6 protein-coding genes are annotated in these 15,501 nt (G+C 75.4%); 5 read left to right on the top strand and 1 reads right to left on the bottom strand.

The window, feature by feature from the left end; genetic code table 11:
- Nucleotides 1-180 precede the first annotated feature (180 nt).
- The 4 genes from WME96_RS09600 (at nucleotide 181) to WME96_RS09585 (ending at nucleotide 13,502) form a co-directional block, all read left to right on the top strand.
- Nucleotides 181-2,982, top strand: coding sequence for a hypothetical protein (locus WME96_RS09600; RefSeq protein ID WP_437289843.1), 2,802 nt, complete (start codon nucleotides 181-183; stop codon nucleotides 2,980-2,982).
- On the top strand, nucleotides 2,979-9,728 hold the full coding sequence (locus tag WME96_RS09595; RefSeq protein WP_437289842.1) for a HEAT repeat domain-containing protein: 6,750 nt from the start codon (nucleotides 2,979-2,981) through the stop codon (nucleotides 9,726-9,728). Before WME96_RS09600 ends, WME96_RS09595 begins: the two co-directional genes overlap by 4 nt.
- Nucleotides 9,725-11,611, top strand: coding sequence for an SWIM zinc finger family protein (locus tag WME96_RS09590; RefSeq protein ID WP_437289841.1), 1,887 nt, complete (start codon nucleotides 9,725-9,727; stop codon nucleotides 11,609-11,611). Before WME96_RS09595 ends, WME96_RS09590 begins: the two co-directional genes overlap by 4 nt.
- Before the next feature lie 397 nt (nucleotides 11,612-12,008).
- Nucleotides 12,009-13,502, top strand: a complete 1,494-nt coding sequence (locus tag WME96_RS09585) for a reverse transcriptase family protein (RefSeq protein ID WP_437289840.1) — start codon at nucleotides 12,009-12,011, stop codon at nucleotides 13,500-13,502.
- 37 nt (nucleotides 13,503-13,539) lie between these two features.
- Here the strand turns inward: WME96_RS09585 and WME96_RS09580 are convergent, their stop codons facing one another.
- Nucleotides 13,540-13,989 (bottom strand): hypothetical protein, encoded by a 450-nt coding sequence (locus tag WME96_RS09580; RefSeq protein WP_437289839.1) that lies wholly within the window; start codon nucleotides 13,987-13,989, stop codon nucleotides 13,540-13,542.
- 539 nt (nucleotides 13,990-14,528) lie between these two features.
- Between WME96_RS09580 and WME96_RS09575 the strand changes: the two genes are divergently transcribed.
- Nucleotides 14,529-15,266: a hypothetical protein gene (locus WME96_RS09575; protein WP_437289838.1), complete on the top strand. Its 738-nt coding sequence runs from the start codon at nucleotides 14,529-14,531 to the stop codon at nucleotides 15,264-15,266.
- Nucleotides 15,267-15,501: the final 235 nt, after the last annotated feature.

The following is a 15,501-nucleotide window of genomic DNA, read 5'->3' as shown; positions in this document are numbered from 1 at the left end:
GAGGAGACGCCCCGCCACGCCGGTGCGCGGCGCGGCGTCTCCTCGGGCGCGGACGTGGGCGAATGAGCGACACGTAGACACGCCACGCGAGGGGATGCTTCGGCCGTGACCGGAGCGACTCTGCTTGACCTGATCTGCTGAGATCGCGATTCTCTCAGGCCATCCGCCGCGGGAGGCGCCTTGGCGAGCTCACCGAACCCGATCGACATCGCGAACGTCAAGCAGCTCGCCGCGAGCGGATCACCTTCCCTCGCCGAGACCATCGAGGCCTACCTCGATCAGCCGGAGCCCACCCCGGAGGCGCCGCCCCGCGAGGGCGCGCTGACCTTCCCGGCGTTCCTGGGGCTGCTCTCGAGCGCGCAGGGCATGCGCACCCCCGAGCAGCGGCGCGAGCGGGCCACCGACGCGTGGAAGCGCTTCCTCGCGCAGCTCGACCCTGCCCCGCCGCCGCGGCTCGAGCTCGCCGACCTGCTCGTGCGCATCTACGAGGAGGGCACCGACGCGGGGCGCAGCGCGCTGTGCGACGTCGCCAGGAGCGCGCCGCTGGTCTTCGGCGCGTGGGGCGGGCTCAAGCGCATCTACAAGCTGGCCGAGGCGCGCCTCGACGCGGAGCTCTTCGGGGCGCTCGCGTTCCGCTTCGACACCGAGGTGGCGCGCGGCGGGCGGCGCGAGGTCTCCCGCGGGACGCTCATCTACATGCGACGCCGCGCGTGGCGCTTCCTCCGCGAGCTCGGCCGCAGCGTGCCAGAGCTCTACCCGCAGTTCGCTGTCGAGGTGCTCCGCCACTACACGCCGGACACGAGGTTCGGCGACCTCTGGGTCGCGAACCACGTCTGGGCGCACCGCGCGGGCAAGTACGACGGGCGCTCGTTCCACGGCGGCGTCCCGCCGAGCGACATGGTGAAGCACCGCGCCTTCGACGAGGCGTGGAAGCGATCGCCCGACCCGCTCATGCTCCTCCTGTCGACCTGCGAGGCCGATCCGCCGGCCAGGTTCGCGATCCAGGGGCTCAGGAAGGACTTCCCCGAGGTGCTGAGGAGCGTCACGCCCGCGTGGCTTGCGCGCCTCGCCTTCCGGCCGCTCGCGAGCGCGCACGACTTCCTGATCGAGACGCTGCTCGGCTCGCCGGAGCTCCACCAGAGCAAGCTGCGGGGCCTCGGGCTGCACGACGCCGCGCTCGCGCTGCTCGACTCGCCGAGCGCCAAGGCGCGCGCGTTCGCGATCGAGTACGCCCGCGCCCACGCGGCGGATCTCGACCCGGAGCGCCTCGCCGGCCTGCTCGCCTCCGCGCACAAGGACACGCGCGCGTTCGCGGCGGCGGCGCTCCAGGGCAGGAGCCCGCGCGCGCTCGGCCACGAGCTCCTGGGGCGGCTGCTCACGCGCGGCGAGACCGAGGCCTGGGCCGCCAAGGCGCTGAGCGAGAGCTTCGACCGCGCGGAGCTGCCCGAGCGCTTCCTCATCGACATGATCTACGGCGAGCCCGCGCAGAAGCGGTGGGCGGCCGCGCACTTCAAGGCCAGGTACCGCCCCGGCGAGCTCGGGACGGGGTTCTGGGTGCGCGTGCTCGACGACCCGCGCCACGAGGAGGACGACCGCGCGACGGAGACCGCGCTGGACGCGCTCGGCAAGTACCCGGTCGCGGCGATCGGGACGCCGTGGCTGCTCGACGCGCTCACGCGGAAGAGCATCGGGCGCACCGTCGCGACCTGGCTCCAGAAGGCCGACGCCCTGCCCGACCTGACGGCCGAGAGCGTGGAGCGCCTGAAGGGGCTCGTCTTCAGCGCCGAGACGCGCGCTGTCGCGCTGGAGGTGCTCGGCAACCCGAAGATCGTGACGCCGCGGCAGCTCACCCTCCCGTGGCTGCTCGCGCTCGCGCGGCGCGCCGATCCCACGCTGAACGGCTTCGCGCGCCGGTACCTCCTCGCGCACATGAAGCCGCAGGACTTCGACCCGGGGCAGGACCCGAGCGGCCGCGGCGACCGCGAGGCGGGCACCGCGAAGCTGTTCGCGCTCGCGCTCGGCGAGAAGGAGCCCGAGCCGATGCGCGCGTTCGCGCAGACCTACCTGCGCTGCCACCACCCGGTCCTCGGGCCGGAGCAGAGCGAGGCCAAGGAGCTCGAGCTCAAGCCCGCGCTGAAGCGCGCGGCGTTCACCGCCGAGCGGATCTGGCCCGCGCTCCTCGACCCGCGCGAGGACGTCCGGCGCTTCGCCGCGCTCGTCACGCGCGCGGAGCTCCGGGCGTGGGGCTACCAGACGCGCGTCTACGAGCTCGCCCACAGCGACGCGAAGGAGGTGCGCAACATCGCCTTCGACGCGCTCCGCAAGGCCGGCGATCCGTCGGCCGATCCGGCGATGACGCTCACGGTCGAGGAGCTCGATCCGGCGCAGGTCTTCGCGCTCACGGAGAGCCTGAAGAAGAGCGCGCGCGAGCTCGGCCTGTCGCTCATCCTGAAGCACTACGCGCGCCTCGGCGGCCCGGAGCGCCTCGGCTGGCTGATGCAGAGCGCCGACCGCGAGGTGCGCCTCTTCGCGGTGCGCATGCTCTGGGAGAAGCACCGGCCGCGCGATCTGCCGCCCGGCTGGAGGCCGCGCGCGGCGCGCGGGGAGGCCGGCCCGACGACGGAGCCGCCGGAGGACGCGGGGCGGTTCGAGGACGTCGAGGCGCTCCGGCGCTTCCTGCGGTACGTGCTCTCCGGCATCCCCGCGGGGCGGTCGCCCGATGCAGGCGACGGCGCGGGCCCGCGGCGGCGCGTCTCCGCGAGCGAAGCCAAGCGGCGCGTGATCGAGATCGTGCGCGACCTCGCGGTCGAGGACGCCGCGTTCGCGGCGCTCGTCGCCCCCGTCATCGCCGAGTTCACCGGATCGATCGCGAAGGGCGAGTGGCAGGCGTGCCTGGCGGCGCTCCTGCATCTCCGGCGCGCGCACCCGGGGCTCGTGATCGAAGGGCTCGCCGCCCCCAGCGTCGGACAGGAGCGCGCATGAGCCACGCGATCGGCCACTACGAGAAGGTCCGCGCGCTCGCGGTCGGCCCGCGGCTCCTCGCCGTCGGCGGGGTGCGCGCGCCGGCGAGCGGAGGCGGCGCGCGCGAGACGTCGGCCGCGCGATCTCCCGCCGGCGCGAGCCAGGTGACGCTGTTCGATCACGCGGCGAACAAGCCGGTGCGCTCGATCGACGTGCCGGCGCACGTGCTGGGGCTCGCGTTCGCGGGCGACCTGCTCGCCGCGGCCTGCTCCGACGGCGCGCTGCGGCTCGTCGCGGGCGCCGGGGCCGAGGCGCGGGCGCTCGACGCGCACCCGGGCGGCGTCACGGCGGTCGCGGCGGCGCCGGACGGCGCGCGCCTCGCGACCGTGGGCGTCGACGGCGCGCTGCGCGTCTGGCGCGTCGGCGGGGGCGCCGGGTCCCCTGCACCGCCGCCCGGGACCGCCGCCGAGATCTCGTCCTTCGCGCTCTCGACAGCGCCGCTCCGCGCCGTCGCCTTCGATCCTGCCGGCGAGCTGGTCGCGGTCGCGGGCGACGACGGCATCGTCCGCGTGATCACGCTGTCGACCGGCGCGCAGCGCGACATGCCCGGCCACGAGGGGCCGGTCGCGGCGCTCGCGTTCACGCCGCGCGACGGGCGGCTCGCGTCGGGCGGCGACGACGGCACCGTGCGCCTCTGGTACCTCGTCGGCGACGTGGAGTGCGAGGTCCGCGGCGCGGACGGGAGCGGACACGCGGGCGGGGTCCGCGCGCTCCTGTGCCTGCCCACCCCGCCGCCGCAGGAGGACGGCAAGGAGGCCGGCGACCGCCTGGTGTCCGCGGGCGTGGACGGCGCGATCCGAATCCACCGGCTCGAGGACCGGCGCAAGCCGCGCACGCTGGAGACGAGCGCGCTGCCGCTCCACGCGCTCGCGCTCGCGCCGCCCGCGGACGGCGGCCCCGCGCGCAAAGGATCGCGAGGGCACGCCGGGCGCGGCGCCACCGACGCGAAGGACGGGCTCGGCGCCGTCCTCGCCGCGGGGGACCGGCGCACGGTGTGGCGCTTCCCGATCGACGCGACCGGCGCGCCGGCGGACGGCGCCGTCGAGCTCGCGCACGGCTTCGATGTCCTCGCCCAGGCGCTCTCCGGGGCGCGGCCGGCGCGCGAGAGCGCCGTCAAGACGCTCGCGGCGCTCGACGAGCCCGAGGCGCTCGAGGCCGCGCTGCGCGCGCTCCGGTCGGACCGCGACGCCGAGGTGCGCGCGCTGGCCGCCCGCGAGCTCGGGGCGCACGGGCGCCGCGGCGCGCGCGTGAAGCTCCGCGAGGCGCTCGACGACGAGCACGCGACCGTCCGCCTGGCCGCGCTCGAGGCGCTCCGCGCGATCGAGCGCGACGCGCCGCTCACCCCGCTCCGGGCAGGCCTCGAGGCCCGCGCCGCGGACGTGCAGCGCCGGGCGCTCGTCGAGATCGGCAAGCTCCACGGCAGCTCGCCGCTCATCCCGGGGCTCATCGCCGACAAGCTCGCCGCCCGCGACGCGTCGGTGCGGCTCACGGCGCTCGACCAGCTCCAGAAGCTCCACCCGGACGGCCCGGAGCCGCTCCGCGCCGCGTTCGAGCGCGGCCCGGCCGACCTCCGGGTCGAGGCGCTCGTCCGCGCCGCGCTGAGGGGCTGGCTCTCGGCGCCGGCGTTCGCGCCGATCGCGGCGCGCGCGCTCGACGACGACGACGCCGAGGTGCGCCGCATCGCGTTCGCCGCGAAGGTGCTGGAGCGGCGGGCGCTCGCCCACGCGCTCGAGGCGCGCGACGAGGACCTCGGCCGCGCGGCGCTCGACATCGCCCGGCGCGCGGCCGAGGTGCTGCGGCGGGCCAGCGCCGGCGGCGACGAGCAGCCCGCGCCCGAGGCGAAGGCCAAGGCGAAGGCGGCCGACGAGGCGCTGCTCCAGGCCACGCGCGCCCGGATCCCCGGGGTGGGGAGCCCCGGGGCCGAGCCCGCCGAGGCCGACCTCGAGCCGCTGCTCGCCGCCGTGGCGTGCCGCACGCCGGACACGGCGGTGCGCGGCGCCCGCGGGCTCGCGCAGCTCGGCGACACGCGCGCCCTCGGCGCGCTGCTGCAGCTCACGCGCGAGCAGGATCCGTCGCTGCGCCGGCAGGCGGCGACCGCGCTCGCCGAGCTCAGGGACACGCGCGCCGAGAAGCGGCTCATCTGGATGCTCGACGACGCGGACGGGTCGGTGCGCGCCGCCGCGCTCGACGCCTACGCGCGGCTCGAGTCGTCGGCCCCGCTCGCCGTGGCCGAGGCGTCGCTCCGCTCCTCGCAGGAGGACATCCGCGTCCGCGGGCTCGACCGGCTCGTGGCGCTCGCCGGCGAGGGCAAGGGCCCGCGGCCCCCCGAGGCCGAGGCGCTGCTCGCCGACGCGATCGAGGACGAGTCGCCCAAGGTCCGCGGCGAGGCGTTCCGGACGCTCTGGTCGTGGCACACCTCGGACCCGCAGAAGGCGCTCGACCGCGCCCAGCTCGCGCGCTTCCCCGATCTGCGCCTGCGCGCCGTCGAGGAGCTCAAGGCGCACGGCGAAGCGCCGTGGGCCGCGGAGCGGCTGCACGCGGCGATCGGCGACCGCGACGCCGGCGTCGCGCAAGCCGCGTACGACGCGGTCGTGAAGCTCCGCGGCAAGGCCGCCGTGGAGCCGCACCTCGCCGCCATGGCGTCGATCCACGCGTCGGTCCGGGAGAGCGGCGCGCGCGGGGCCACGCACGCGCCGGTGAGCGAGGCCGCGCGCAGCGCCCTCATCCGGCTGCTCGAGGACGACCACGCGGGGCCGCGCACCGCCGCGATCGAGGCGCTCGACAAGCTCCTGCCCGGCGAGGCGGGGCCGCTCCACATCGGTCTCCAGTCGAGCTACCTCGATCTGAGGGTGCGCGCGGCCGAGCTCTGCGCCGCGCGGCGCGACGAGCAGCTCGTGAACCCGATGCGGGCGCTCCTCGCCGACAGGTCGCTCTTCAAAGAGCTGCCGATCCAGATCCTCGGCCCCCTGCGCGCCCGCGCCGCGACCGCGCTGGCGACGCTCGGCTCGCCGCGCCTCGTCAAGTACTTCGCCACCGAGCTGCTCAAGGACGACTACCCCGACGTGCGCGAGCAGGCGGCGCGCGGGCTGGCGATGGCCGCCCGCCGCGGCGAGGAGGGCTACCTGCTCGACGCCATGGGCCACGCCGACGTCGCGGTGCGCTCGTGGGCCGCCGACGGGCTCGCGCGCCTCGGCGACGTGCGCGCGCTGCCGGTGCTCACGGGCACGCTGCGCCACGAGCACCCGCCCATCCGCATCGCGACCATCATGTCGTTCGCGGCGCTCGGGCCCGAGGGCTACGGGGGCATGCTGCAGGGCCTCGAGGACAGCGCGCGCGAGGTCCAGGAGATCGTCTTCGCGATCGTGCTGGCGCGCGACCTCAGGGCCTTCCGCCGGGGCGATCCGCCGGATCTCCTGACCAGCGCGCTCTCGTCGCAGCGCTCCGACGTGCGCTTCGCCGCGGCGCGCGCGCTGGAGCTCCGCGCCGACCCGGAGGCGTACCTCGCCCACCTCATCGAGGTGCTGATGCCCGCGCGCCCCGACGCCGCCGCGCAGGCGGACCGCGATCGCGCGGCCGACGGCGAGAAGCCCTCCGGCATGAAGGAGTGGCCGCCCGAGGTCGCGCGCGGCCGCATCCTCGTCGGCCTGGCCGAGGCGCTCGCCAGCGACAACCCGGAGCAGCGCTACGCGGCGGCGCAGGTGCTCCGCCTCCGGCGCAAGCCCGTCGAGTACTTCCGCGAGGCGAAGCGGGTGGCCGCGCTGCGCCCCGCGGGCGCGCCCGTCATGGCGGACACGACGCCGCGCGCGTCCGAGGACACCGACACGACGCCCAGGAAGGGGTGGCTCCGCCGCCTCTTCGCGTTCGCGCAGCCCGGGCAGAAGCAGAGCAGCAAGCAGGAGATCGCCGCGGTCCCGGAGGGCGAGCAGCAGCGGCTGCGCTGGCTCGCGTTCGGCGCGTACATGGGGCTCCTCCGGCAGGTCGCGCCGGGCGACGACGAGGCGCACCGCACCCGCCGGGACGCCATCGACCGGATCGTCGACGTCTGCGTGAGGGGGCACGTCAGCAGCACGGCGGCGATCCCGCCGCTCGTACGGGCGCTCGACGACCCGCACCACCTCGTCCGCAAGGCGGCCTTCGCCGGGCTCAAGGCGCTCTTCCCGGCGGGGGCGCGCGAGCCGCTCGCGCTCGGGCTCGCGTCCGCGTCCGCCGACGTGGCGCGGGCGGCGCTCGACGAGATCGCGGCGCGCGGCGAGGACGCCCGCCCCGAGATCGTCCGCGCGCTGAGCTCGCCGCTGCCCGACGTGCGCCGCTACGCCTTCGAGCTCCTCGAGCGGCTCTGCCCGAAGGGGAGCCTCGAGCCGCTCCTCGCGGCGCTCGGCAGCGAGCACGCCGACCTGCGCCTCGGCGTGCTGGAGCGCCTCGCGTCGTCGAGCGATCCCCGCATCGTGCCGGCCCTCTGCCGCGCGATGGAGAGCGACCACGACGACCTCCGCCTGCGCGCGGCGGAGCTCCTCGCCCGCCGCCGCGACGATCGCGCCGTCGACGTGCTGGCGGCGTTCCTGCGCGACGCCGCGGCCGCGACGTCGGCGCGCGCCCGCGAGGCGCTCGTCGCGCTCGCGAGCGACGCGGCGGTGCGCGCGCTCGCGGCGCACATGGACGAGGCGGCCGCGCCGGCGGACCGCGCGGCGCTGGCGCGCGCCCTCGGGAGCACGCGGAACCACGAGGCGACGGGCGCCCTCGCGGCGCGCTTCGACGACGACGCCGCCGAGGTCCGGAGCGCGGCGTTCAAGGCGTGCCTCGAGATCGTCGACCGGGGGCGCGAGCGCGAGAAGCGCGACGCGGCGCGCGCGCTCGGGTTCCTCGCCGCCGCCGCGCGTGCGAAGGACCCGGCGCTCCGCCTCGGCGCGGCGCGCGAGCTCGATCTTGGCGACGATCTCGCGCAGAACGACCTCCTCGTCGCGCTCTTCGCGGATCGCGACCTCCCCACGCGCGTCACGGCCGTCACGTCGTACGCGAAGCGCGTGAAGGACAGGGGCGCGCCCTCGGGGCCGCTCGAGGCGGTGCTGCGCGCGGGCGCGCGCGAGCTCGTGCTGCCGGCCGCGGAGGGCGTGGCCGCGAGGGGCCTCGCCGCGGCGCTCCGGCCGCTCCTGCTCGTCGCGCGCGCGGGCGAGCCCGGAGAGCGGGAGCGGGCGCTGCTCGCGCTCGGCACGCTGGGCGACGCCCGCGCGCTGGACGAGCTCGAGGCGATCGCCGCCGGCGGGACCAAGGATGCGCCCGTCGAGCCGAGCATGCAGGCCGCCGCCACCGAGGCGCTCGGCCGCATCGCCCCGAAGCTCGCGATCGCCGATCTCCGCCGGCGCGCCTCGGAGCGCGTCGAGCAGGCGCTCAACGCGGACGCCATCGACCTCCGCGAGTCGGCGGCGCGGGGCGCGCGCTGGATCGGCGGCGAACGCGCCCGCGTGCTGCTCGAGGAGCTCGTGCGCGCCGGTGACACGCCCGACCGGCTCCGCGTCGTCGCGGTGAACGAGCTCGGCCTGCTCGGCGACCCCGCGGCCGAACCCGCGCTCGCCCGCGCGCTCGACGCGCGGAGCGCCGAGGTCCGCAAGGGCGCGCGCAAGGCGCTGGAGAAGCTCTTCCCGAACGAGCGCACGCGCGTCGAGCTCCTCGCCGTCGGCAGCGAGTACGACGACATCGCGAGCCCGGCGGCGAGCTACCTCGCCGCAGAGGCCGATCCGGCCGAGCTCCTGCCGCGGCTCCCGTCGCTGAAGGACGAGGACCTCCGGCAGCGCCTCGCCATGGGCCTGCTCCGCCGTGGCCCCCTGCCGGCGGCAGCGCTCGAGCGCATGCTCGCGGACGAGCGCGCCCCGGCGCGGCAGGAGGCCGCGCGGCTCATCGCCGCCGGGACCGTGGACGGCGATCGCGGGGCGCTCGCAGGCGCGCTCGCCGCCGCGGCGCAGCGCACCGCGGAGCGCTGGTCGGCGGCGCACGGCGACGAGCGCGACGCCGAGGCCGCGGCGTGGCGCGAGCTCCTCTGGGCGGCGGCGCGCGCCGGCGCGACCGCGATGGCGCCCGCGCTGCGCGCGCTGCTCGTCTCCAGCGGCGCTCCGGGCGGCGTCCGCCGCGAGGCCGCGCGCGCGCTGGGTACGCTCGCCGCGCTCGAGTCGGCCGAGGCGACCGCAGGCGGCGCGCGGGACATCGTGGAGGCGCTCACGGCCGCCCTCGCCGACATGGACGCCGGCGTCCGGGCCGCGGCGGCGGCCGCCCTCGCCGCGCTGGCGCCGGACGGCTCGGCCGCGCGCGCGGCGTCGGCGCGCCCCTTCGACCCTGTCGCCTTCGAGGCGACAGCGCGCGCGGCCACGCCCGAGGCGCTCTCGGCGCTCGCCGCGAGCGAGCCGGGCAGGCGCCTCGCGCTGCCGGCGATGCTCGCGCGCGGCGCGCTCGCCCCGCTGATCTCGCTCGCGCAGGGCGCGGGCGGCGACGCCGCGGCGCGCCTCGACGCGATCGCGGCGCTCGGCCGCGCCGGCGGCGAGCGCGCGATCGAGGCGCTGGCCGCGATCGCGTTCGACAAGGCGGCGGCCGACGTCGCGGCGCGGAAGGCCGCGTACCGCGCTTACCGGCGCGCGAAGCGCAAGGCGGCGGTCGATCGCCGCACGAGTAGCGCCCGCGCCCCCGCAGAACCCGAGACCCCCGACGGAGTCAACGCATGACGGCGGCCCTCGCACGCCCGATCCACCTCCGGTACGCCGCGCCGAGCGAGCTCGCCGCTGCCCCGCTCCACTCGAGCGTGCGCCTCTCCCTCGACAGCGCCCGCGGCCCGGTCGGCGTGCGCGGCACCCTCCGCGACGCGGCGCTCTTCCGCGACGCCATGGCCGCGCTGGCGACCATCCTGGAGAGCGACCTCCGGTACAAGGGCAGGGACCGCGCCGCGTACCTCGCCTACCTGATGAAGCAGGGCAAGAAGGCGACCGCGGCGATCTGGGAGGCGCAGAAGGCCTTCCTGGAGAGCGCCTTCGCCGACGACGCCGCGAGCGCCAGGCAGGGCGACGGCTCGCCGGCGAAGGCGTCCGGCGCGCTCGATCCGGTGCTCACGGTGCACCCGGACGAGGTCTCGATCGAGGTCTTCTCGCGCGACGAGAGCGCCTACGCCCGGCTCGCCTTCTCCAGCGACCTCTTCGAGGGCCGCGAGGCGGCCCACGGCACCGCGTTCGTCGATCTCTCGCCGCGCATCGTCGAGCAGATCGACCGCCTGCGCGTCTACACGAAGGTGGAGCTCGACGCTGGCGCGTCCCGCGCCGCCGGCCCGACCGGCGCCGGCGCGCGCGGAGCGTCGATCGAGCGCTCGCTCGAGGTCCCGGCGACGTGGCTCCGCGGCTTCCTCCAGGTGCAGTCGGCGGCCACGCTCCCCGCGGTATCGTGCGAGCTCGCCCCGATCGACCTCTACAACGCGCTCTTCGTGCTCCGCACCCGCAAGGCGAAGAAGCCCCCGCGCGGCCTGCGCTTCGAGCTCGTCCCCGGCAAGCCGCCGCGCCTCATCCTGGAGCCCTGGGAGATCCTCCTCGAGGGTCACGGCCCGCCGTACGAGGGCCCGCCGCGCGTCGTCCGGACGTTCGGCCGGCAGCGGCTGCTCGCGCTGTCGCGCCTCCTGCCGCACGTGCGGGGCGCGCGCGCCGAGCTCCGCGGCCCCGGGCTGCCGGTCTTCTGGGTGCTCGATCTCGGCCGCGCGACGCTGACCGTCGCGCTCACGGGCTGGACCGACAGCAGCTGGGCCAGCGCCGCCTCGTTCGACGCGCTGATGCCGCGCGACGGCGGTGTCCGCGCGACGCTCGACGCGCTCGCCGGGCGGCAGCTCGCCCTGCTCCGCGAGCGCGGTCCGCTCCCGCTCGCCGCCCTCGCGGCCGGCGGCAGCGCCGAGGACGCGCGCGCGGCGCTCCAGCTCGAGTGCCTGCGCGGCCGGGTGCTCTACGACGTCGCGCGCCGCGTCTACCGCCCGCGCGAGCTGTTCCCCGAGCCGGTCGACGAGCGCGAGATCCGCTTCAGCTCGCCGCGCGAGGCCGCGGCGCACCGCCTGCTGGGCGCGCCCGGCGCGGTGAGGCCGACCAAGGTGCACGAGATCGCCGGCGAGGGCACCGAGATCCACGGGCAGGTCGCGGACCGGGAGGCGCACCGCGACTTCTCGCCGCGGTTCACGATGGACCTCGAGGGCCGCGTGTCCGACCCGTGGTGCAGCTGCCCAACGTTCCGGCGCAGCGGGCTGCGGGAGGGGCCGTGCGAGCACATGATCGCGCTCCGCGTCGCCTACGCCCGCGAGCGCGCCGAGAAGGACGCCCTGCGCCAGACGGCCGAGGGCCGATCGCTCATCCGCGCCGAGACGCGCACCTATGTGCGGCGCGAGGCCTCGGGCGCCGAGGTGGTCTATCGTGTCTCGCTGGACGACCGTGTCGTGCACCTGTCGTGGGGCGCGCGCGGCGGGGAGCCTCGCCACCAGCGCATTTGGTTTGACACGGACGGCGAAGCGCGCGACGCGTATTTCAAGCGCCTCGATGGGTTAACATCGTCTGGATTCGTCGACGCCGACGCGTCGTCTGCATGAAGCAGGGGGAGGAGGTCAAGGGTCAGATACTCGTCGTGTTGCCAGGAGAGGTTCTGAACGCACCAGCCTCCGCGCCTTGAGCGTAGGAGCGGCGTCGCGCCGCTCTGGAGGAACCGCCAGTCACTCTCCGCAAGGTAGCCTGTTCTTGGTTCTCTTCGGCTAGACCAGCGCTACGGCGCGGGGAGAGCTGAGACAACCTCGCGAACGCCGTTTCTCCCCGCGCCGTAGCGCTGGTCTAGCCGGAGAACCGGTGAGGCTACCGTGCCCCATGAGAAGAAGGTGATGCGCTCGGGGCCTCTCTTGGCGACATGAGTTCGTATGCAGCGACGGGCATCCCGGCCTCGCCGGGGGGACCGGCCGCGCTCGTCGTGATGCACAGCCACGCTTCCACCGAGACATGACCGCGAAGATCGACGCGACCGTCCAGGCCCGAGCCCCCGTCGTCCTCCCCCTCACGGCGTCGCCGGCCGCCGGCGGCGCGGCGGCCGGCGGCGGCAGCGCCGAGGAGCGCCGGCTCGCCCACGAGGCGCGCGTCGCCCGCTGGAAGGCGATCGCGGAGGCGGGCGGGATCGACGCGTGGGTGATCGCGGAGCTCACCGCCCGCGGCGCCCTCGCGACGGGCGACCCGAAGGCGATGTCGGACCGGGAGCGCGCCCAGTGGAAGGAGCGCAAGAAGGTCGAGGCGAAGGAGCGCCGCGCGCTGCGCCGCCTCGCCTGGGAAGCCTACCTCGCGACGCACATCAACTACCTCGGCGCGGGCGTGCACTGGGGAGATCGGCCGAAGCCGGACAGGCTCGATGTCCCCGGCCTGAGCGAGCGCGCGCGGTCGCACGGCCTCCCCGAGCTCCCCGGCGCGGGAGAGCTCGCGACCGCGCTCGGGCTGTCGATCCCGCGGCTCCGCTGGCTCGCCTACCACCGCGAGGTCGACACGGGCACGCATTACCGGCGGTGGCTCATCCCGAAGCGCGACGGCAGCGCGCGCACCATCGCGTCCCCGAAGCGGGATCTCAAGCGCGCGCAGCGCTGGGCGCTCCGCAACCTGTTCGAGAAGCTCCCGGTCCACTCCGCGGCGCACGGCTTCCTCGCGAGCCGCTCCATCGTCACGAACGCCGCCGCGCACGCGGGCGCGGACACGATCGTCAAGGTGGATATCAAGGACTTCTTTCCGACGATCACGTGGCGCCGCGTGCGCGGGCTGCTCCGCAAGGCGGGCGTGGCCGAGGGGCCGGCGACGCTCGTGGCGCTCCTCTCGACCGAGGCGCCGCGCGAGGTCGTCCAGTTCCGCGGGCAGACGCTGTACGTGGCCACCGGCCCCCGCGTGCTCCCGCAGGGCGCGCCGACCTCCCCGGCGATCACGAACGCGATCTGCCTGCGCCTCGACCGGCGCGTGTCCGGCCTCGCGCGCAAGCTGGGGTTTCGCTACACGCGGTATGCCGACGATCTCACGCTCTCCTGGCGCGCGCCCGACGCGCGCGGCGCGCCGGCAACGGCGGAGACAGGCAGCGCGCCGCGAGCCAGCGCGCCGCGCGCGCCGGTGGGCGCGCTGCTCCGCGGGATTCGAGAGATCCTGAGCTCGGAGGGATTCCGGCTTCACCCGAGCAAGACCGTGGTGATGCGCAAGGGCAGCCGTCAGAAGGTGACAGGCCTCGTCGTCAACCACGCGGGGGACGCCGCCCCGGCGGCGCGCGTCCCCCGCGAGCGGGTGCGGGCGTTGCGCGCGGCGATCCGCAACCGGGAGCTCGGACGGCCCGGGAAGGGCGAGACGCTGGCGCAGCTCAAGGGGCTCGCCGCCTTCGTGTACATGACGGATCCGGTCAGGGGGCGCGCGTTCATCGAGCGCATCGAGGCGCTCGAGCGGAATCAGCCTGCATCGGCCGGCGAGGCGGGCTGACGCTGGCCGCGCGCGGGCGCCGCGCGCTGACGCAGGACTACTGTCGTTCCATCCTGAGCAGCGTGACGTCCCCCGGGTCCCGGCTGATCGCCGTACCCCGCTCCCCCTTGGCCGTGAGCACCCAGTCGAAGATGCTGACGCCTCCGGCCGAGTCGATCGTGGTGAACGTGCCCGTGCCGTCGCCGCCGAGCGACCACGTGCCCGTGAAGGTGTCCGTGAAATACTCGCCCTCGAGGTTCCCCGACTCCGTGGCGGTCAGCGTCCCGTCACGGTGGAACACGATCACGCCGTTCGCCACGAAGTTGCCGAGCCCCACGAGCGAGCCGGCGGCGTCCCACCCGTACCGTCCATGGAAGCCTCCGCCCCTGCGCGCGGACTCCGACGCTTCCTCTGCATGAGCGATCCGGGCGCCGCCTCGATCGGCGTCGACGAAGCATGCGATCGTCATCAGACCAACGACAGCCATCCTCTTCATCGTCTTCTTCATGGCACACCTCCAGCTCCAGCGGTCGCGGCTCGCGGCGTGGTGCCGGCGAGGAGGCATGGGCTCTGCCGGCCCAGCCGCCCGCGTCACCGCGCCTGCGACGCGCCCAGGAATCGTGACTCTGCCGATGCCTCGCGCATCGCACGCCCAAGCGTCGACATTCGATTCACCTTACAGGCGCGTCAACAGCGCTGTCAACGCGGCGCCCCGGCGCCGATCTCGTGTTCTGGCCATCCGGCTCGCGAGGCGGGCATCTGGCCATCCGGTCGCCTGGCTTTTCGGATCGCGGCCTGAAGCAGAAAGGACTGCTCGGGACGAGCCTGCTTGCGCACGTGCGTAGCGCATGTAGCAGCCGCGGCGACGCGATGCGCTGCTCACGGCTCGTCGGCGGCGCGCGCCGGCGCGACCGCGATACCAGGGAACCTTCCCTTGAGAGCATCAATCCAGCGTCCACTGGGCAGCATGAAGGTCTGCTGCTGTAAAGCTGCTACACCGAGCGGCGTCTGGACATCCGGAGTGCAGCCTGGATAGAATGATCGGCTATGCAAAAGCCATCTGCTCGTCTCGTCGCGCTTCCGGCCGTCCTGCTCATTGGCTCCCTGCTCTGCGGGTGCCCCAACCCGAACTCTTACGGGACGCCGCGGACCGTGGCGCCTGGCAAGGTCTCGCACTCGGTGTCTCTCGAGAGCCTCGGGTTCATCGCGCCAGTCGACGAGGTCGAGGTGGATCCGAACACCGGCGAGGCCGCGCCGAGGCGGAGGACGACCAGCGGGTTCCTGCCGACGCTGCCCTCGTACCAGCTCCGGGCCGGCTTGACGGACATGCTCGACATCGGCGCTCACCTCCACAACCTCAGCTCGTTCGGCGTCGATCTCAAGGTGAACCCGGTCCGCGGCGTCTTCGACCTCGCCGTCGATCCCGGGCTGCAGTACTTCTACGTGGCGTCCAACGATGCCTCCGTGCACGTCCTTTACCTGCACGCGCCGGTGATGCTCGGCGTGAACCCGGCGGACTGGTTCTCCATCGTGGTGACCCCCGGGGTCACGTACGCGCTCGCCTCGGGCGACATCGTGGGCGACGACGAGGCGGCGGCGGCCGCGGACGGCCTCCTCCTCCGCGGCGGCCTCGGCTTCCAGTTCCGGACCTCCGACAGCTTCGCGATCCACCCCGAGATCACGATGATGAAGAGCATCGATGGCCCGGGGCTCGTCTACAACTTCGGTATCGGGTTCAACTTCGGCGCGCTGCCGAGCTACAAGGACCTTCAAGAGCCGATGTGACGCGACCGTCGCGGCAGCCCATTCGTCTCGGGAGGCGCTCGGTCGGCGTGGTGGTCCGCTCCTGATCCGTGACGCCGACGAGCGGCACGCCGATGATGCCTTCGGCGGCCTCCAGGACCCGTTGTCCGCGACGCGTTCGGGTGTCCGCAGCAACAGCCATCGCCCCAGCGGCCGCGCCTCTCGTGAGGTGAACGAGGTGTGTGGTGAGAGAGGCGATGGGCGCCCTTCGAATTGA

The sequence above is a fragment of the Sorangium sp. So ce406 genome (assembly GCF_051474675.1).
Taxonomy (GTDB): domain Bacteria; phylum Myxococcota_A; class Polyangia; order Polyangiales; family Polyangiaceae; genus Sorangium; species Sorangium cellulosum_G.
This window is presented reverse-complemented; position numbering and strand designations above follow the sequence as displayed.